The 20,122-nt window shown below is 64.7% G+C and carries 16 protein-coding genes; 8 read left to right on the top strand and 8 right to left on the bottom strand.

Going from position 1 to position 20,122, the window contains the following annotated elements; genetic code table 11:
- The first annotated feature begins 124 nt into the window (after positions 1-124).
- From ACRECS_RS18270 to ACRECS_RS18260, 3 genes are read left to right on the top strand one after another with little or no spacing between them, the layout of a single operon-like run.
- The gene (locus tag ACRECS_RS18270; RefSeq protein WP_431584373.1) at positions 125-1,726 is read left to right on the top strand and encodes a hydantoinase/oxoprolinase N-terminal domain-containing protein; all 1,602 of its coding nucleotides are present in this window, start codon (positions 125-127) and stop codon (positions 1,724-1,726) included.
- Positions 1,716-2,819, top strand: coding sequence for a DUF917 domain-containing protein (locus ACRECS_RS18265; RefSeq protein WP_431584372.1), 1,104 nt, complete (start codon positions 1,716-1,718; stop codon positions 2,817-2,819). The genes ACRECS_RS18270 and ACRECS_RS18265 overlap by 11 nt, the downstream gene beginning before the upstream one ends.
- On the top strand, positions 2,816-4,069 hold the full coding sequence (locus tag ACRECS_RS18260; RefSeq protein WP_431584371.1) for a purine-cytosine permease family protein: 1,254 nt from the start codon (positions 2,816-2,818) through the stop codon (positions 4,067-4,069). The genes ACRECS_RS18265 and ACRECS_RS18260 overlap by 4 nt, the downstream gene beginning before the upstream one ends.
- On the opposite strand, the gene ACRECS_RS18255 is transcribed toward ACRECS_RS18260, so the two are convergent.
- Positions 4,056-4,931, bottom strand: coding sequence for an alpha/beta hydrolase-fold protein (locus ACRECS_RS18255; RefSeq protein WP_431584370.1), 876 nt, complete (start codon positions 4,929-4,931; stop codon positions 4,056-4,058). The genes ACRECS_RS18260 and ACRECS_RS18255 overlap by 14 nt on opposite strands.
- A gap of 93 nt (positions 4,932-5,024) precedes the next feature.
- Positions 5,025-6,212: a CaiB/BaiF CoA transferase family protein gene (locus ACRECS_RS18250; protein ID WP_431584369.1), complete on the bottom strand. Its 1,188-nt coding sequence runs from the start codon at positions 6,210-6,212 to the stop codon at positions 5,025-5,027.
- An 81-nt stretch (positions 6,213-6,293) separates the two neighbouring features.
- Here ACRECS_RS18250 and ACRECS_RS18245 point away from each other — a divergent pair, with 81 nt between their 5' ends.
- The 4 genes from ACRECS_RS18245 (at position 6,294) to ACRECS_RS18230 (ending at position 10,663) form a co-directional block, all read left to right on the top strand.
- Positions 6,294-7,769: an aldehyde dehydrogenase gene (locus tag ACRECS_RS18245; RefSeq protein ID WP_431584368.1), complete on the top strand. Its 1,476-nt coding sequence runs from the start codon at positions 6,294-6,296 to the stop codon at positions 7,767-7,769.
- An 11-nt stretch (positions 7,770-7,780) separates the two neighbouring features.
- Positions 7,781-8,545, top strand: coding sequence for an SDR family NAD(P)-dependent oxidoreductase (locus tag ACRECS_RS18240; RefSeq protein WP_431584367.1), 765 nt, complete (start codon positions 7,781-7,783; stop codon positions 8,543-8,545).
- Between the two features lie 39 nt (positions 8,546-8,584).
- Positions 8,585-9,319, top strand: coding sequence for an IclR family transcriptional regulator (locus ACRECS_RS18235; protein ID WP_431584366.1), 735 nt, complete (start codon positions 8,585-8,587; stop codon positions 9,317-9,319).
- Between the two features lie 84 nt (positions 9,320-9,403).
- Positions 9,404-10,663 (top strand): MFS transporter, encoded by a 1,260-nt coding sequence (locus ACRECS_RS18230; RefSeq protein ID WP_431584379.1) that lies wholly within the window; start codon positions 9,404-9,406, stop codon positions 10,661-10,663.
- A gap of 239 nt (positions 10,664-10,902) precedes the next feature.
- Here ACRECS_RS18230 and ACRECS_RS18225 read toward each other — a convergent pair whose 3' ends face one another.
- From ACRECS_RS18225 to ACRECS_RS18200, 6 genes are read right to left on the bottom strand one after another with little or no spacing between them, the layout of a single operon-like run.
- The gene (locus tag ACRECS_RS18225; protein WP_431584365.1) at positions 10,903-11,544 is read right to left on the bottom strand and encodes a pyridoxamine 5'-phosphate oxidase family protein; all 642 of its coding nucleotides are present in this window, start codon (positions 11,542-11,544) and stop codon (positions 10,903-10,905) included.
- A 46-nt stretch (positions 11,545-11,590) separates the two neighbouring features.
- On the bottom strand, positions 11,591-12,610 hold the full coding sequence (locus tag ACRECS_RS18220) for an arginine N-succinyltransferase (protein ID WP_431584364.1): 1,020 nt from the start codon (positions 12,608-12,610) through the stop codon (positions 11,591-11,593).
- Between the two features lie 3 nt (positions 12,611-12,613).
- Complete coding sequence (locus ACRECS_RS18215) at positions 12,614-13,645, bottom strand: histone deacetylase family protein (RefSeq protein WP_431584363.1); 1,032 nt, start codon at positions 13,643-13,645, stop codon at positions 12,614-12,616.
- Between the two features lie 35 nt (positions 13,646-13,680).
- A complete protein-coding gene (locus ACRECS_RS18210) occupies positions 13,681-14,916 on the bottom strand; it encodes a D-serine ammonia-lyase (protein ID WP_431584362.1) in 1,236 nt (411 codons plus the stop codon).
- Position 14,917: 1 nt separating this feature from the next.
- Positions 14,918-16,201 carry an FAD-dependent oxidoreductase gene (locus ACRECS_RS18205; RefSeq protein WP_431584361.1) on the bottom strand — a complete coding sequence of 428 codons (1,284 nt, stop codon included), beginning with the start codon at positions 16,199-16,201 and terminating at the stop codon, positions 14,918-14,920.
- Positions 16,198-17,541, bottom strand: a complete 1,344-nt coding sequence (locus ACRECS_RS18200) for an amino acid permease (protein WP_431584360.1) — start codon at positions 17,539-17,541, stop codon at positions 16,198-16,200. Before ACRECS_RS18200 ends, ACRECS_RS18205 begins: the two co-directional genes overlap by 4 nt.
- 309 nt (positions 17,542-17,850) lie before the next feature.
- Between ACRECS_RS18200 and ACRECS_RS18195 the strand changes: the two genes are divergently transcribed.
- A complete protein-coding gene (locus ACRECS_RS18195) occupies positions 17,851-20,082 on the top strand; it encodes a TonB-dependent receptor (protein ID WP_431584359.1) in 2,232 nt (743 codons plus the stop codon).
- Positions 20,083-20,122: the final 40 nt, after the last annotated feature.

Raw genomic sequence — 20,122 nt, 5'->3', positions numbered from 1 at the left:
TACCCGTTCGGGCGCCCCGATTACCCGTTCGCCGAGCCCCCGCACCCGTTTCCTGCATTGCGCCGCTTGGCCGCAGCCCCTTAGCTCGTGATGCTTGAGGGGCATGCCAAAGGATTGTGATAGCGTGCGAATTGGGGTCGATGTCGGGGGAACGAATACCGACGCCGTGCTGATGAGCGGGGCCGAGGTGGTTGCATGGACCAAGCAACCGACGACTGCGGACGTGGGCTCGGGGGTTGCCGCCGCAATCCGCGCGGTGCTTGTCGATGCGCGGGTGGCGCCCAAGGCGATCGCCTCCGTGATGATCGGCACCACGCATTTCACCAACGCGCTGGTCGAGCGCAGCAGGCTCGACCGGGTTGGCATCCTGCGGCTCGCCAGCCCATCGGGCGAGGCGCTGCCGCCGATGACGGGCTGGCCGGAAGCACTTGCCGGGCAGATTAACGCGAAGAGCTATCTCCTTCCCGGCGGCTTCGAGTTTGACGGACGCGAGATCGCTCCGCTCGACGAGTTAGCGATCCGTGCCGCCGCCCGCGAGTTGCGGGAGGCCGGGATCGACTCGATCGCGATCAGCAGCGTGTTTGCCCCGGTGAATCCCTCCATGGAAGAGCGCGCCGCCACGCTGGTTGCCGAGGAGCATCCCAGCGCGCGTGTCACCGTCTCACACACGCTAGGCCGGATCGGCTTTATCGAGCGCGAGAATGCCGCGATCCTCAACGCCGCGCTGGGCAGCCTTGCCAGCCATGTCGTCGCCTCTTTCGAGCGCGCGATAGAGGAGATCGGCGTCGATGCGCCGCTCTATCTCTCGCAGAATGACGGGACCTTGATTTCCGCAGCGCGCGCAGCCGCCTATCCGGTGCTGACCATCGGGTCGGGACCGACCAACTCGATGCGCGGCGCCGCCTTCCTCACCGGAGTGCGTGACGCGATCGTGCTCGACGTGGGTGGCACCACCACCGATCTGGGCGTACTCGCCAGCGGGTTCCCGCGCGAATCCTCGGTCGCGGTCGATATTGGCGGGGTGCGGATCAATTTTCGGATGCCCGATATCCTCGCGCTCGGCTTGGGCGGGGGCACACGCATCCATCTCGATCCGGCACGCTATGCGGCGGAGGGGATCGCTGAAGACGAACTTCGCATCGGGCCGGACTCGGTCGGGTTCCGCATCACCGAACAGGCGCGCCTGTTCGGCGGCGACACCCTTACCGCGAGCGATGTCGCCGTCGCCGCTGGGCGCGTTCGCTTCGGCGATCCGACCAAGCTACCGGCGCTCTCAGAGCCCGTGCGCGATGCGGTGTGGGCGCGGATGCAGGCAATGCTCGAGGAAGCGGTCGACCGGATGAAGACCAGCCGCGGCGACGTGGTGCTGCTCGCGGTCGGCGGCGGCAATTTCCTGGTGCCCGACACATTGCGCGGCGCCGCCCGGGTCGTGCGCCCGCCGCACGCCGCCGTCGCCAATGCCGTGGGTGCAGCGATTGCTCAGGTCGGTGCGCAGGTCGAGCAGGTCGTATCGTATGAGCGCGAGCCGCGAGAGGAAGCGCTCGATCGCCTCCGTGGTGAAGCGCGCGACCAGGCTATCGCGGCTGGCGGCATCGCCGGAAGCGTCGAAATCGTGGAGATGGACGAAGTGTATCTGAGTTATCTGCCCGGCCGCGCGGCGCAGATCCGCGTCCGCGCGGTCGCTGACCTTGCCGGCACCGCTGCCTTGGCCGCCCATGCGCATTGATCGCCAGGCACTGCTCGACCTCGCCACCGGCGCCGCCTTCCTCGGCTCGGGCGGCGGCGGCGATCCCTATTATTCGCAACTCCTCGGCGAGGCCGAGATCGCACGGCGTGGCTCGTTCGAACTGATTGCACTCGACGCGCTCGCCGACGATGCGCTGATCGCCCCGTGCGGCTGGATCGGTGCGCCCACCGTCTCGGCGGAGAAACTGCCCAATGGCCAGGAAGCGCTGCAGGGTCTGCGCGAATTGGAGCGGATATTGGGGCGCCAGATCGATGCGGTGATGGCAATCGAGATCGGCGGCGGTAACGGCCTGGCTCCACTGCTCGCCGCAGCCAAACTCGGCATCCCGGTGGTCGATGCCGACGGCATGGGCCGCGCCTTTCCCGAATCGCAAATGACCGTCTTCAGCATCGATGGGCTGTCCGCCTGCCCCTCGGTCGTCACCTCGGCCGGCGGTGCGCTGCGCCTGATCGAAGCCGTCGATAATCTCGAGCATGAGCGTCGGGCGCGCGCACTGTCGATCGAGTTCGGCGGCAACGCGCACATGGTCGAATATCCGTTGAGCGGCGCGGCAGCGAAGCGCCATGCAATCGGCGGCAGCGTCTCGGCCGCAATTGCGATCGGCGCGGCGATACGAATCGCGCGAGCCGAAGGCGAGGATCCCTTCGAGGCGCTCCATGCAGCGCTCAGAGCCAGCGGGCTCTATCCCTTTGCCGGCACGCTGTTCGACGGCAAGGTCGTCGATGTCGAGCGCGAGACCCGTGGGGGCTTCTCGGTCGGGCGCGTCGTGATCGAGGGCTTCGGCGGCGAAGGGCGGATGGACCTGGAATTCCAGAACGAGAACCTTATCGCCCGTGTCGGTGGTCAGGTCCGTGCGATGGTGCCCGATCTGATCACCGTGATGGACCGCGAGACCGCCGACAGCATCACCACTGAGCGGCTGAAATTCGGCCAGCGCGTCAAGGTGGTCGGCGCGGCCGCCCCCGCGATGCTGCGCACCGAGCGGGCGCTCACATTTGTCGGGCCCGCCGCCTTCGGTTTTACCAATACCTATCGTCCGATCGAGGATCTCAACGGCTGGAACCGCAGATGAGCAACGAAGCCGACGATGCCTATGCCCATTCACCCGTGCCCGAGGGGGTCACAGTCCCCGGCTGGCGCGTCGGGCTGATCGTCGCGAGCTTCTCGATCGGCCTGCCGGACTTCCTGAACGGATCGCACAATGCGCTGGCGCTGGGCTTTTCCGGCGCAGTGATCGCCGCGCTGCTCGCCGGGTTGATCCTGTGCGCTGGCGGATCGATGACTGCGATCGTCAGCGTACGCACGCGGCTTTCCACCTATCTCCTCGTCCGCCGCTCGTTCGGCACCGGCGGTGCGGCGCTGATCAACACGGTAATCGCGCTTATCCACTTCTGCTGGTTCGGCGTGAACGCGTCCTTCTTCGGCGAGGCGATGGTCGAAGCAGCCAGGGCGAACGGGTTACCCGGGAATTTCGCGGCGTTCGTGGTGCTGGGCTCCATCCTGATGATGGGCTCGACCGTGATCGGCTTCCGCGCGCTCGACCGGCTGGCGCTGGTCGCGGTGCCACTGCTCGCGGCGATCCTGCTCGCGGTGGTGGTGGTAACGCTGGAAACGCACGGCTTCGTCACCGCGCCTGATTCCAATCCACCCGAGCCGATGACACTCGGCATCGCGGTCTCGGCGCTGATCGGCGCTTATATGCTCGCGGTGGCGACGATGCCGGATCTGTCGCGCTATACCAGCAGCCAGCGCGGGGCGATCGCCAGCATGGCGCTCTCCTTCCCGATCGCGACGCCGCTGATGATGACCGCCGCCGCGATTCCTGCGCTGGCGACGCACGAAACCAGCGTGATGAAGCTGGTCACGGCGTACGGTTTCGGTACGCCGGTGCTGTTCCTGCTCGTGCTGCCGACCTGGACGGTCAACGCGCTCAACCTTTACTCGTCGAGCCTGTCGCTCGGCAGCACCTTTCCCAAGGTGCGCCAATTGGTGTTCACGCTCGCCGGCGGCACGATCGGTACGATCCTGGCACTGATGGGAATCCTCGAGGCGTTCATCCCCTTCGTGCTCTTCCTGGGGCTGATCATTCCGCCGATCGCCGCGATCTATGTGATCGACGCCTGGACGCGCTATCGCCGCGCCGACGCAGCGGAATCGCTACGCGGCCTGCCGCGCTTCGACTGGCGGGCGATCGCGACTTGGGCAATCTCGGTCGTGGTGGCGGTGCTGGGGACGTACAAGGGCTGGACAATCACGACCGTGCCAGCCCTTGATGCGACAATCATAGCCGGGCTGATCTACGCGGCACTCAGGGCCAGGTGAAAGCGAAGCGCAGCGTCGAGGTCACCGAACGACTCGGCACGGTGATGTGGACTTCGTCGGCATAGGCTTCGGAGCGCGTCCGCAATCCGAAAGCCGAAAGCGGTTCCATCCGCCTGACGAACGTCTCGGCATCCCAGCGCTCGAGCATGGTATCCTCGCGCTCGCCCCACACGACCATCAACCGGCTCACCTTCTGGATCCTGCCGGCCTGCAAGCCGGCTGCGAAGTCGCGCTCCTCCGTCTGCATCTCCCGGTCATGCCAGAACAATGAAGGGCTGGCGGCAATCAGAGCATGGAAGGCGGTGGGCCGCGTGAACAATGCATGGACTGCGAACAGGCCACCGAGCGAATGGCCGTACAGCGCCTGACGATCGCGATTGATCGTGTAGCGCCGGTCGAGTTCGGACCGCAGCTTGCCCGTCAGGAAATCGAGAAACTTGTCCCAGCCGCCGTTCGGCACCTTGCCGAGTTGGACATCCCAGGGCGGCGGCGGCGGCCCACCCGTGAGATCGAAGATGCGGCGGATGTCATAGGCCTTGTCCGTCCTGTAGCCGACGCCGACCACGATCGCCTTGCCGCTATCCGCCTTCATATATTCGTGCATGCGCCGCGTCTCGGCGAAACCGGCGAACATCGCATTGCCGTCGAGCACGGTGAGCACCGGATAGCCGCCTTCGGGCGCCGGCCCGGCCGGCCTGGAGACGAAGATTTGATAAGGATAGCCATCTTCGCCCTTGAGTTCCCAGGTTTCGGTATTGGGCAGCACATAGCCGGGCGCGGCGGGGGGTTGCGTCTGGGCGAACGCGGGCGATGCGCCCAGCAGGCAAAGCGCGAGCGCGCTGGTAGCAAGCAATCTGGACATTCTATCCTCTCCCGACGGCAAGGTGCGATTGAGCATTGTCCCGTGCGACCGCGCCATGCGGCCGGCGGGTAAGCTATGGGGATTTTCGGGTAGCTACGCGGCGACCACACCCGCCACGATGAGCGCATCGATCGCGGCATCGTCACAGCCAAAGTCTCGAAGTACCGCGCGGCTGTCCGCGCCGAGCGCATGTGGAGGCTGGTCCGGCATCTGGTCGATCCCGGTGAACAGCACCGGCTGCGGAATCGCGCGCTCCACACCCTCCGGGAAGCCTTCAGGCACATCGAAGAAGCCAATCTCGATCAGGTGCGGATCGCTGAGGATTTCCACCAGCGTCGCCACGCGCGAGCACGGCACGTCAATTGCCTCCAGTGCTTCGATCCACGTATCGGTACTGTGCGCTTCCAGACTTGCGGCGACGATCGCATAGAGCTCACCGATATGCGCCTGGCGCCGGGCGGGAGACCGGAACCACGCCGTCTCGCACACCTCACTCCGGTCGATCGCACTAAGGAAGCGCCGCCACTGCGCCTCGGTATAGGGCAGCACCGCGATCCATCCGTCGGCGGTGCGGAAAGGCCGGCGATCGGGCGACAGCAGGCGCGGATAGCCGGGCGCACCATCCGCAGCGAAGGTTGCGGCGGAGAGATGCTCGTTCATTGTGAAAGCGACCATCGCCTCGAACATCGGCGCTTCGACGCGGAACGGCCCGGCCCGCCCACGTTCGCGCGCGAACAGGGCTGCGAGAATGCCGTATACCGCGTGGAGCGCGGCCACCTTGTCCGCGACGATCGTCGGACCGAATTGCGGGATCCCATTTTGAAGCGCGGCGAGGCCGGCGAGGCCGCTTGCCGCCTGGATGATGTCGTCGAAAGCAGGACGGTCGCGATACTGCCCGCTGCGCCCGAAGCCGGTCGCCGCGCAATGGACAATGTTCGGGTTGATCGCCGCAACCTGCTCGAAGCCAAGCCCCAGCCGATCGGCAGCATCGAGCCGCATATTGTGGAACAGCACATCCGCGCCTTTCACCAGCTTCGCAAACGCCCCGCGCCCCTCCGGCCTTTTGAGATCGAGCGCCAGCATCCGCTTGTTGCGATTATTGTTCACAAACAGCGCGCCACCACCTGTTCCCTGGGGGTGCGCATGGCGGGCGATGTCACCTTCGAGCGGCTCGACCTTGATCACCTCGGCACCGAGATCGGCGAGAATCTGCCCTGCATAGGGTCCGAGCACCACCGCGCCGACTTCGATCACACGCACGCCTTTGAGCAACGGCAGCATCGCATTCCTCCATAAAATCCGTTGACTTCGATTTCCATATAGAGACAAGTTAGTCTAGCATAAGAAATCTAAGAGGCCGCTATGGATTATTGTTTCGACCGTCTCTTCATCGGCGGCGACTGGGTCGAGCCAATCGACGGGGGCGTTCGCGACAGTATCGATCCGGCTACCGGCAAGCCTTGGGGCGAGGTCGCTTTTGGCGGTGCCAAGGACGTGGATCGCGCCGTGACTGCAGCCCGCGAGGCCTTTGAAGGGCCGTGGCGCAAGATGGCACCTTGGGAGCGCGCGGCACTGATGCGGCGCTTCGCTGATCTCTACGCGACGCAGGTCGATACGCTCGCCCGCATCGAATCGCAGGACAATGGCCGCGCCATCCGCGAGTCGCGCGGCGACATCGGCATGCACGCTCAATATTATCACTGGTTCGCCTCGCTGGCGGACAAGCTGGGCGGCCGGACGATCCCGATGGGCGACAGTGTCCATGCCTTCACCACGCGATCGGCGGTGGGCGTGGTCGGCACGATCACCCCGTGGAACGTGCCGTTGATGGCCGCGGCGTGGAAGCTCGGGCCGGCGCTTGCCGCGGGCTGCACCGTCGTCCTCAAACCCGCCGAGCAGACCCCGGCTTCTTCGCTGGCGCTCGCCAAGCTGTTCGAGAAAGCGGGTTTCCCACCCGGCGTGGTCAATGTCGTACCGGGGGATGGCCCGGTCGCCGGCGCGCATCTCGTCTCGCATCCCGGCGTCGACAAGATCGCCTTCACCGGAGAGGGTGCGACCGCCAAGACGATTCTCAAGACCGGCGCGGATACGCTCAAGCGCTTCTCGTTCGAGTTGGGCGGCAAGGCGCCACACATCCTCTTCGCCGATTGCGACGTGGAGAATGCGCTCAACGCTGCGACCGGCTCAGCCTGGGCGCTGTGCGGCCAGAGCTGCGCGCTGGGCAGCCGCATCCTGGTCGAGCGACCGATCTACGATCAGGTGGTCGAGGGCTTCCGCCGCAACGCCGGGCGCGTCCGCGTCGGCAACCCGCTCGACCCCGCCACGCATATGGGCCCGCAGGCGCACCAGCAGCAGCTCGACAAGACGCTCTCCTATATCGCGATCGGCCGGGACGAAGGCGCCGAACTGGTGACCGGCGGCACACGGCTCGACGGCCCAAGTCTGGCAGCGGGCTATTTCGTCGAGCCCACCGTGTTCGCCGGCGTCGCGCCGGAGATGCGGATCGCGCAGGAAGAGATATTCGGCCCCGTCGCCTCGATCATCCAGTTCGATGGCGAGGAGGAGGCGATCGCGATCGCCAATGGCACGCCGTACGGTTTGGCCGCGGGCCTGTGGACCGGCGATGTCGGCCGCGCTCACCGTGTTGCCAGCCGGATCGAGGCGGGCATCGTCTGGGTCAACACCTACCGCTACATCCGCTGGTCCACGCCCTATGGCGGCGTGAAGACCAGCGGCTGGGGTCGAGAGAACGGGATCGAGGCGCTCGATTCCTATCTTGAGACCAAGACCACCGTGATCTCCACCACCGGCACGTTCGCCGATCCCTTCGCCAATTGAGGACCATCACCATGCGTTTGCAGGGCAAGCTTGCCATCGTCACCGCCGCCGCATCAGGCATGGGCCGCGCCGGTGTGGAGCGCTTCGTGCGCGAAGGTGCGCGCGTCGCCGCGATCGACATCAGCTCGGAGGCGCTGAACGCGCTGGTCACCGAGTTCGGGTCGGACAAGGTGACCCCGATCGTTGCCGATCTGCTTACGCCCGAAGGCGCGCGCTGCAGCATCGACCAGGCGGTGGAGGCGCTGGGCGGCGCCGACATCCTCTGGGCGCATGCCGGCATGCCCGGTCCCGCCTCAGTCGAGAATCTCGACATGGACGCGTATCGCAAGACGATAGATCTCAACATCACTTCCGCCGCACTCGGCGCCGGCCAGGTCGCGCCGCACATGCGGGTACGCGGCGGCGGCTCGATCATCTTCACGTCCTCGATCTCCGGGCTGGTCGGCTCGATGATGAGCCCGATCTACTCGGCAGCGAAATGGGGCGTGGTCGGTCTCGGCAAATCGCTGGCGTTGGCGCTGGCCGGCGACAATATCCGCGTCAACGTGGTATGCCCGGGACTTGCCGACACGCCGATGAAGATCGGCTTCACCGGGCGCAGCGGCGATCCGGCCGAGGCGGCGGCGAACGAGGCCAAAGTGGTCGGCGCGGTGCCGATGGGCCGGCTGGTCAAGCCCGGCGAAGTCGCCGATGCAGCCTTATGGCTCGCGTCGGACGAAGCCAGCTTCGTCACCGGCGTGGCGCTTCCGGTCGATGGCGGCTTCACGGCGCGCTGACCGTGGCATATCGCTTGTTCTCCTTCCCTTCAGCAGACGATGGCGATCATGATCGTGCGGCAAGCGGCGAACACGCTCCAGATCCTCGAATATTTCGCCGAGCGACGGCGGCCGGCGAGCGCGGCAGACGTGGCCGACGATCTCGGCTGGCCACGCTCCAGCACATTCAAGCTGCTGGGGACACTGGCGACGCTCGGCTACCTCTACGAGCCGCAGGGGCGTGGCGCCTATTATCCGAGTCCGCGCTGGCTGGAGCTGGCCGAACAGGTGGCGCAGGCCGATCCGCTGCCGCCCGAAGTGCAGCGGCTGCTGCAGTACGTGACCGCGGAAACCGGCGAGACCACGGCGATCTCGGCGCTCGCGGGGACTTTTGCGATGTTCGTCGCCGTGAAGGAATCGCGCCATGCGGTGCGCTACTTCGCGCAGGTGGGCGATCGCGTGCCGATCCATGCCAGTTCGGCGGGCCGCGCGCTGCTCGCGCAGATGCCGGTGGAGGAGCGTCAGGCGCTGTACCGCAAGATCGACTTCACCAGCTACTCAACCACCACGCCGATGAGTCCCGAGCGGATCGAGGCCGATCTGGCGGAAGCAGGGGCGCGCGGCTGGCACCAGAGCAATGCCGAATATACGCCGGACCTGGCGGGCGTCGCGCTTCCGCTGCCCTTGGGCGGCCGGCGGTTGTCGATCGTGGTGGTCGGCCCGGTTTCGCGCTGCCTCGGGCGGCGCCCGGAAATGGCGGCGGTGCTCAGAAAACAGACGAACAAGTTCGTCTAAGCCATCCGGCCGCAAGAGCCGGGCACGTTCAGAGAGAGGAATGTCGTGACGCACGATCCCCGCGCGGCGATCGCCGCTGAACCCATGCGCCTGGCGCAGATCGCCGTGGTCGCGGTCTGCATTAGCCTGAACGCGCTTGACGGCTTCGACGTGCTGGCAATCAGCTTCGCCGCGCCCGGTATCGCCAAGGAGTGGGGCGTCGACAAGGCTATGCTGGGCATTGTGCTCTCTATGGAATTGATCGGCATGGCGGCCGGCTCGGTGCTGCTCGGCAATCTCGCCGATCGGATCGGGCGGCGCCCGACAATCCTTGCCTGTCTGTGCGTGATGGCGGTGGGCATGTTCGCCGCTTCGCATGCGACGGGCGTCGGGATGCTGTCGGCGATCCGCCTGTTCACCGGGCTCGGCATCGGCGGCATGCTCTCGGCCACCAGTGCGATGGTCGCGGAATTCTCGAACAGCCGCCGCCGAGGACTGAACACGGTGCTCAACATCGCCGGCTATTCGACCGGCGCGATCCTCGGTGGGCTGGTCGCCTCCTCCTTGCTCGCAGGAAGCGGCGACTGGCGCACGGTCTTCCTGTTCGGCGGCATAATGACGCTGATCGCGCTGCCCCTCGCCTTCTTCCTGCTGCCGGAATCGATCGAGTCGCTGCTGGCCCGCCGCCCGGAGAACGCGCTCGCCGCGATCAACCGCACCCTCACCCGCCTGCGCAGCGCCCCAATCGAGGCGCTGCCGCCAATCGAGGTCGAGCTTACTCGTCCCTCGATCCTCGCCCTGTTCTTGCCTTGCTATCGCGCCACCACGATCCTGTTGACGACCGCCTATTTCGCCCAGATCACCTTCTTCTACTACATCCAGAAATGGGTACCGAAGATCGTCGTCGACATGGGATTCGATGCGGCGCAGGCGGGGCGCGTGCTGGTCGCGGCGAATGTCGGTAATTTGCTTGGCGCGCTGGCGATCGGACTTGCGACCCAGCGCCTGCCGCTCAGGTCGCTGATCTGCGGGGCGATGCTGGCCGGCGTGGTCGCGATCGGCGTGTTCGGGCTGGGCTTCCGCGACCTCGCCCTGCTCTCGCTGAGCGTCGCTGTGGCCGCCTTCTTCATCAATGCCGGCGTCGTCGGCATCTACCCGCTGCTTGCCCGCGTCTATCCGGCCGAACTGCGCGCGAGCGGCACGGGCTTCGTCATCGGGGTCGGACGTGGCGGGTCGGCACTCGGCCCCCTGCTCGCTGGCACGCTGTTCGCGAGCGGCTATGGGCTGCTTACCGTTTCGCTGGTGATGGGCCTGGGCGGCATCATCGCGGCGGCGGCGATCTATCTACTGAGACCGCTGGACTAAGCCTATTGCATCAGGCGGAGACTGGGGCTTTTTAATCTCATTAAGCATCTGATATATAATGTTTTTATGAAAGATTCTCGGCGAAGTTGTCGGCTGAGATACGCGACAGATCGGTGTCCCATATCTCAATCTTCCCGCGGAGACGGCCGCCTGAAATATGCGACATTCCGGTGTCCCATATCTGGTGAGCCAGTCCGATGGCCATTGGCGCGCCGCCGGCCGCAACACGGCGGCGAACATCACCAAAGATTCCCCGGCATGTTTCGTTCAAGATTGCGGTCAAGCGTATCGGCATCGAGGCCGCCCTTGAGATGGTCCGCCCAGATACGGCCCGCCGAGGTAAGCGTGCCCTTTTCGGGCCAACTATCGGGCTTCCAGAGCTGCGACCGCATCAGCGCCTTGGCACAATGCAGGAACATCTCCTCGACCCGGATCAGCAATCCGGTCTTGGGCAGCTTGCCATCCACGCCGTGCTTTCCGAGCAGTGCCGGATCACAGGTGATTCGCGCCATGCCGTTTACGCGCAAGGTCTGGCGGATCGACGGAACCAGGAACAGCAGGCCGATCGTCGGGCAGGCGAGGATGTTGACCAGACTATCCAGCCGGTTGTTGCCAGGTCGGTCGGGCAGCAACAAATGATGATCGTCGATCACTTCCACAAAGCCCGGAAAATCCCCGCGTGGCGAGCAATCCGTATTTCCACGCCCGTCATGGCTCGCCATGATCAGAAAGGGAGAAGCCGCGATGAAGGCGCGCGCGTGCCGATCGAGACGATCGAGGCATTTGCGTACGGCGAAATCTTCCGCCGCGCCATAGATCGCACGAAGCTGATCTTCATTCTCGATGAAATGCTCCAGGCCGGTCGACACTGTTGCCGTCATCCCTCCTCCTCCGAACGCTTCGCTGCGATGGGCGCGGTACCGGCCATCAGAACGCAACATGCCGTACGCGATCACCCACGCTGACTCCGAGCCGCTCCGCCGCCCCAGCATCGATCGCCAGTTCATGCCCGGCCGCGACGACATCGCCCCGTGTGCAGCGAAAGGCCCCACCCTCGCCGGTCGTCAGCAGATGGCCGCCGCCGCCCGGCGGCAGATCCGTCGCGGTGAGCAGGCCGACCCGGCTCTCACGCACACCGCGCAGCAGGTCGATGCCAATGGAGACCTGCGGACCACCGTCGAAAATGTCGATATAGCCTTCGTCGAGAAACCCTTCGGCAAGCAGCATCTCATAGGCCGCGCGACTATCATCATGTGGCTTGCCAAGTGCGCCTCGCGCCGCCGATGGCAGCATATCGGCGTAGATCGGATAGCGCGGCCCAAGCTCGGCGATGAACTGATTGCCATGGCGTCCGCCGAAGCGGTCGGCCATATCGAAATCCATGCCGTAAAAAGGGCGACCAATCCCTTCCCAGACCGGCGAGCGTCCCTTGCCATCCAGCCATCCGCGCAGCTCGGCCATGACTCGCGTTGGAAACCAGCTGCGGTGCTCGGCCATGAACAGATAACGACCCCGCGCGGCAATTCGCCCGGCCCGCATGCCGCGCGCCTGCGGTAACACGATCAGACCACCGACCTCCGCCGCGCCGTTGAAATCATTGTTGAGCGTCAGCGTCTCGATCGTCACCGACCGGTCGAGCGCCACCGACACGTTGACCAGCCGGTTGCGCTGATAGCTGTAGAACGGCCAGGTCATACCGACACTCGGGAAAATGGCGGCGGTGCCGATCACAGCGGCGTCCGCGATGAGCAGGAACCATAATGGCGTCGCGTTCAGCGCATCGCCGCCCTTCAGCAGCCGCGCCTCACTCGCCGCCAGCATGGCGCCGAGCGCGTCGCGGTCGGGCTGGAGATTGGTCATCCCCGGTCCGGCGGCACGCGCCATGGCCATCACGGCATCGACATCGTCCGGGCGTGCGGGCCGGAGCCATGGAAAAGCGGATGTCATTGTCTAGCTCTCGAAGCCGCGCAGCACGTTGACGACGAGCGCGCCGATATCGTCGATCGCATAACCACCCTCGAACAGCAGCACTGTCGGCAGGCCGATGCGCCCGAGTGCTGCGCCGATCCGGACATAGTCTTCCGCCTGCAGCCGGAAATGCGAAAGGGAATCGCGCTCGAACCCATCCAGCCCGAGCGAAACGATCAGCGCATCGGCGCCGAACGTCCGGACCGTGGCGATCGCGGCATCGAGCGCCGCGCTATAGGCTCTCCAGCCAATGCCTTGTGGCAGGGGCAGATTATGGTTGAACCCCTCCCCCGCCCCCTGTCCGCGCTCATCGGCATAACCGAGAAAATAGGGAAAATCGGTCGCCGGATCGGCATGGATCGACACGTACAGGACATCGGCGCGGTCGTAGAATATCTGCTGCGTGCCATTGCCGTGATGATAGTCGATATCAAGGATGGCGACCCGCGCTGCCCCCGCATCGCGCAGATATTGCGCGGCGATCGCTGCATTGTTGATGAAGCAATACCCGCCAAAGAAATCGATCCCGGCATGATGCCCGGGCGGGCGGCAAAGGCTGAAGACGGCACGATCATGCCCATCGGCGATCATTTGCGCGCCGGTCAGGGCGACATCGGCGGTGCGGCGGACTGCCGTCCAGGTGCCGGCGGTAATCGGCGTCGAGATGTCGAAGCTGTAATAGGAAAGGCGGCCGTCGAGCGATGCAGGAATGCGATCGCTACGGAAGCCCCGGATCGGCGAAGCGAGCGGAATCGCGTCGCCGGCGCGGCCCGCCGCCGCCCATTCGCCATGCGCGCGTGTGAGAAAATCGACATAATGTTCGGGATGAATCCGCAGAATCGCAGCGCGCGGAAAGGCCGCTGCGTCGTCGATCGGGCCGCACTTGGCGGCACGCACCGCATCGATCACGCCGGTCGCACGGCGCGGGCATTCATAGGGCGGCACGAGCGCACCGCGATTGATCTCGCCCAGCGGATCGTGAAGCAGCTGGTCCGGCGAATAGATCGTCCTCATGAGGCTTGCCCGCCGACGCTCATGTGCTTAGCCCATCAAGCAGGGCGCGGAATTCTGCATCGGGCAGCATGGCGCCGCCAGTGGTCCAGGCGATATGGGTCGCATCCGACGCGCCAGGCAGAATGCCGGTCGCTTCCGCCATGAAGGGCGCCACCGCCGCCAGCCCGGCCGCGCCGGAAAGTTCGAGCCGCAGGCCTGCCTCGCGCCAGGCGCGCCAGACCCATTGCCGCATCGTCGAGCGCCGCGACCGCGTGGAACCGGTCATGGGCTAACGCAAGAACGAGATTCGAGGCGCAGGGGACGGCCATGCCGTCCGCTTCGGTCAGGCCGGTAAGGCCAAAGGCCTGGACCGGAACGGGGCGACGGCCGATCATCGCCGCGATGATGCCGGGCGACGCGACCGGCTGAACCCAGACGCAAGACACGGCGTCGCCGAATATCTCGCTCAGCCCATAGCTGATCCCGCCCGGCGCACCGCCGACTCCGCAGGGAATATAGACGATGAGCGGTCGGTCCCGCGATACCGTCACGCCTTCGGCAACCAGCTGGTCCGCCAGTTCGCGCGCCGCGCCGACATAGCCCGCAAACAATGCCGGGGAATTCTCGTCGTCGACGAAATACGCAGCCCGTTCGGTTGCCGCTCGCCTGGCACGGGCGACCGTCTCGCTATAATCTGCCTGATGCTCCACCACGGTCGCGCCCAGCGCGCGCAACCTGGTCTTTTTCCAGTCTTTGGCATCCACCGACATATGGATTTCCGCCTGGAAGCCGAGCGCACGGGCAACCAGACCAACGCTGAAGCCGAGGTTGCCGGTGCTGGCGACCATGATCATGGTGTCCGAAAACAACGCTCGCGCCGCGTCATTCGCCAGAGCCGCGCAGGATTCGGCATCCTTGCCGATCAGGCCATGGGCGATCGCCAGGCGTTCGGCGACGCACAATATCTCGTACACGCCGCCGCGCGCCTTGACCGATCCAGTCATCGGCAGATCATGATCGCATTTGACATAGAGGCGATCGACCGGCGCGGTTGCCGGATAGCGGATCAGTGCCGAGCGCACATGGCCGTCCCACCCGTCCGCCGGAAACAGCGCCGCGAGCAACGGCGCCATGCGCCGCCAGCGCCGCGCCGCCGCCATGGTATCGACTGACGTCGGGATCGGTCCCGGCCATGCCGTTCGTCGGTCGTTGAACCATATCAGGCTTTCGCCGCGCGCGAGCCTTTCCAGCGCGCGGCCATCGGCGGGCGTCAGTGTTACTGCGTCGGCCATGTCAGGATCGGGAATCACTCGCACCGCCGTGATGGGGTGCGTGAGCGGAGAGCGCGAAGCGCGGCTCGACCCGACGCGTGCGGGTCACGAGATCGGCGACGTGACGGCCAACCGCCGGGCCATGTTTGAAGCCATGGCCGCTACCGCCGCCGACGATCCAGCCATTGCTCCATTGCGGGTGCCGGTCGATCAGCAGGTCGCCATTATCGCTGTTCTCATACTGGCAGAACCGCCCCTCGGCGAGCGGGCGGCGCGCCAGTGCGGGAAAGCGCCGCGTGAGATAGGCACGGACATCGGCCAGCGCCTGATCGGAGATGCGGCGGTCAGCGGTGTCGGGATCGATCAGCGGCCCATGCGCGTCGAGTGCGATCTTGAACCCGCGCGATTCGATATCCGGAAAACCATAATGAAAATCCTTGCTGCTCATATCGACCCAGGCGGGCATATGCGCACCCTCGAATCGGGTGTCGCCGGCTTGCGGCGCGAAGAAGAACACGTCCTGCCGGGTGGGCACGATCCGGGCGCCGATCACGTCCGAAAACAGCTTGGGCAGCCAGGGACCGCAGGCGAAGACATAATGTCCGGCACGCAGTTCCTCGCCATCGCCGGTACGCACCGCGTCAAGCGAAGCACCGCCCGATCGTGGCGGATCGATCGCGCATTGCCGATAGACGCCGCCGGCCGCCACGAACTCGCCGACCAGCGTCTGCACGCTCCGCCGCGCCATCAACGCGCCCATGGTGGGTTGCAGCACACCGACAGCGATGCCGTCGAAATCGATCTGCGGCCAGCGCCGCGCCATATCGGGCACGGTCAGCGTCTCGATCGGAATGCCGAGCGAACGCTGCAGAGCAACGCTGCGATCGATATCGGGCCCGGTTTCGGGATAGATGTAGAGAGCACCGACCTGATGAAAAATCGGATCATCGTGCCGCTGCGACAGTGCGCGCCATTCGACCAGCGAATCCCACGCCATGCGCGTATAGAGTGGGTCCCCGCCATACTCGGTGCGGATCAGCCGCGTCTCCCCGCCCGACGAAGCACGGTTATGCGCCGGCCCCCAGGCATCGACCAGCAGCACGCTGGCGCCACGACGGCGCAACGTCCAGGCGATCCAGGCGCCGAAGACACCGGCCCCGACCACGATATGATCCCAATGTCGGCCGGCCGGCATGGCCGCGGATGCCGCCGCGGCGACGGAAGCGCTCCCAGCCGCCGCCAATCCGCCCAACCCCATCCCGCCCAATACTGTCCGCCGGGACAGGTTGATATCATCTCCGATCATCGTGCGATTTCCTGCGAAAGATGTGGAACGGGCGTGGTCGGTGCCGGCCTGACCGGCCGACGGACGGCCGCGACAAGGACAATGAATGCGGTCAGCGCCAGCCCCGACCAGAGCTGCGGCCGAAGATCAGGCTGAAAAGCCATGGACAGCAGGATCGCGACGATTGCGGCCAGCACCGCATAGCTGCTCCACGGAAACAACCAGACGCGGAAGGTCAGACGATCGGGCGCACCGCGCTCGATCGCGCGGCGGTGGCGGATTTGCGCAAGCCCGAGCATCAGATAGATGATCAGCATGACCACACCCGATGCGTTGACCAGAAAGGAGAAAACCGCTTCGGGAAAGCCGATAGATCCAACCAGCGCACCGCAGGCAACCGTGCTGCCAACCAGTACCGCCCGGCTCGGCACGCCGCGCCCGTCGACGCGGACCATCCAGCCCGGCGCATCCCCTTTTGCCGCCAGCGCGAACAGCACTCGCGACGACACGTAGAAACCGGCGTTGAGGCAGGACAGCACCGCAACAAGCACAATCGCATTCATAATCTGCGCGACACCCGGAATGCCAATCCGCACCAGCGCCAACCCGAAGGGGGAGGTGCCGGGGCGAATCTCGGTCCACGGCACGATCGCCACCACGATCAGCATCGAGAGGATGAAGAACAGACTGAGCCGCACCACCAGAGTCGTGGTGAGCCGGGCGATCGCCCGAGCCGGCTCGCGCGATTCGACCGCCGCGACGGTGACGATTTCGGCGCCGACCAGCGCGAAGACAACGGTCGTGATGCCGGCGAATATCGCGCTGATCCCGAAGGGGGCGAACCCGCCATGACCGGACAACACATCGAGCGGTGCAGCGCCCGCTCCGGTTAGTCCGGTGAGGTAGGCACCGCCGAGCAGAATGAAGACAACCAGCGCCAACACCTTGACCGTCGACAACCAGAACTCCGCCTCGCCAAATGCCCGGGCCGAAAAGAGGTTGACCGCGGTCAGCAGGAACAGCAGCGCAAAGCCGATCTGCCAGGCCGGAAGATCGATCCACAAGCGCAGGATCGCCGCGCCGGACAGCGCCTCGAGCGCCAGCGCCAGGACCCAGAAATACCAATAGAGCCAGCCGGCGACGCACCCGGCTCGGTCGCCGAGACCAAGCCGGATATATTCAGTGAAGGAACCCGCCTCCGGCGAAGCCGCTGCCATTTCCGCCAGCATTCGCATCACAAAAAGAACCAGGACACCAGCGAGCACATAGCTGACGATGATCGCCGGTCCGACCGCGGCGATCGCCGCGCTGCTGCCGACGAATAACCCCGACCCGATGATCCCACCAATCGAGATCATCATTATATGACGCGATTCCAGATCTTTACGTAGCCTCAAATGATCCTGACTGCCGGTGTCGCCCATCGTCATGCCCCCATGCACGCGTGTCGAATTTGGCCGGATTAGAAGTGAATTTTCGTCGATCGTCAATGTGGAAAATATTTCTTATTGACGAATAATGTGGATTAATGTCGTATATCAAACATTCTCCATCTCACAATTGATTCACATAAAAGATGATAATCCTACATTTGATGGAGAGGCTGCAGGACGGGGTGGCGGGACCACGCACGCCAGGGGGCGTGGTGATCACCAAGAGGGGTAGAGAAGATGCGCATTTCCAGCCGGAGGATTCTCCGATCGACCACAGCGGCGGGCTTCGCCGCACTCATCGCCACTGCGGCGCACGCACAGACAGAGAGTCAGCAATCGGAGGCTCGAGCGCAGGAGGCCGGGCCATCGGGCGACGATATTGTCGTAACCGCCACCAAGCAGGGAGCAGTGCGACTGGGCGACGTACCGGTCAGCATCACCGCGATTGACCAGAAAATGATCGAACGCGCGGGCATGGATAGCTTCCTCGATTATGTCCGTCGCGTTCCGGGCCTCGGTTTCCAGTCGCTGTCGGCAGCGGGCGCTCGGGACGACATTCGTGGCGGCCGCCGCGTCAACCTGCGCGGTATCGAATCCGGTTTCGACGGCGTTCCGACCGTCGCCTATTATATCGATGACGCGCCCATTCCGGTGATGGACCCCAAGCTGTTCGATATCGCGCGCATCGAAGTGCTGCGTGGTCCGCAGGGCACGCTTTACGGCGCCAATTCGATGGGCGGGGCGATCCGCCTGGTGATGAACCGGCCGGAACAAAATCTGTTCGACTATCGCGGCGACGCGACGCTGAAAGTCACCGAACATGGCCAGGAAGGCTATGAGCTGAATTCGGTTGTCAACATTCCTGTCGTCAAGGATCTGCTGGCGGTCCGCGCCGTCGGTTATTACCGGTTCGAGGGCGGTTATATCGACAATATCCGTGCGCCGGACGCCTCGGGAAAATCGCAGCGCGACCGAGACATCAATGACGAGCGCAGTTGGGGCGTGCGCGTCGCGGCGGAGTTCACGCCGACGCCGGAGCTGACCATCACCCCGAGCGTCTTCCACCAGAACACCAAAATCCCTTTCGGCAGCGGCTATGACAGCGCCTATGGCGATCTGGTCGTCTACGACCGCAAGGTCGGCACGCCCGAGCGCAACCATTTCACGCTCTACAGCGGCGAAATCCGCTGGACGGACGACAATTGGGAAATCTTCTCCTCAACCGCCTATTTCAGGGCGAAATTCTCGTCGATCGAAGACAATACCAACAGCTATTATCATTATGGAGAAATCGAGGCCGGGCAGACCCAGCTCGCCTTGCAGGATATCAACAGCAAGCGCTTCTCCGAGGAATTCCGCGTTTCCTACAAAACGGATCGCTGGAGCGGTGTGGTAGGCGCCTTTTATCTCAAGGAAGATCGATTCTTCTGGCAGGATTTCCCGCGCGCCGACGGCGATCCCGATTTGCCTTCATTCTTCAACGGCACCCAGGCCAATACGGAGCAGCAGTTCGCGGTTTTCGGTGAAGGCACGTTCAACTTCACTGACACGCTCTCCGCTACTGCAGGGGTACGCTGGTTCACCGGCAAGCAGACCCAGGACACGCAATTCTATTATGACGGCGTGCTCGACCCGGTCGTGGGTAAGGGTTCCGCCTCCGCCCTCTCACCCAAGCTTCAGATTAGCTACAAGCCCGACAAGGAAAAGCTGTTCTACGTCTCTGCGACCAAGGGCTTCCGCCCCGGCGGCCCGGCGGGCGCAATCCCGACGCCCTTATGTTCGCCCGATCTGGCCGAACTGGGCCTGACCGCCGCACCGACCGAATTCCAGCCGGACAAGCTGTGGAGCTATGAAGCGGGCGCGAAAATGTCGTTCGGCCGCCGCGCCAGCGTGAATCTCGCCGCGTATCGGATCGACTGGACCAATGTGCAGCAGACCGTGTTGCTCGATCAATGCGGTTTCACCTTTATCGGCAATGTCGGCAAGGCGCGGAGCCAGGGCGTCGAGGCGGAACTCACCCTCAACCCCACCGACCGGCTGAGCCTGACTGGATCGCTCGGTTATACCGATGCCAAATTCACCCGCTCCAACCCGGACATTGGCGTACTCGCTGGTGATCGGCTGCCGCTAGTGCCCAGATGGACCCTGTCAGCGAGCGCGCAGTATAGCTTCCCGCTTCCTACCGGCCATGACGGCTATGTGCTGGCCGATTACTCGTTTCGCGACCGCTCGCTCAACGGATTCTCGAGCCATGAGCAAAAGTCCTATTCGCTCGTCAATGCCCGATTCGGCGCAAAGATGAGCGACAAGGTCGAAGTCGTCCTGTTCGTCGAGAACGTCTTCGATACGCGCGGGCAGCTCTATTATTATCGCATCGAGGACGAGGGCAATCTGCCGCCCAGCCTGCGCGACAACACCATCGCCACCCGACCTCGCACCTTTGGCCTCACATTGCGCTACGGGCTCTGAAATCATGCCCGTGGGCGGCTTCATCATCGCCGGCGCGCAT

The organism is Sphingomonas sp. (assembly GCF_050725575.1).
Lineage (GTDB): Bacteria > Pseudomonadota > Alphaproteobacteria > Sphingomonadales > Sphingomonadaceae > Sphingomonas.
This window is presented reverse-complemented; position numbering and strand designations above follow the sequence as displayed.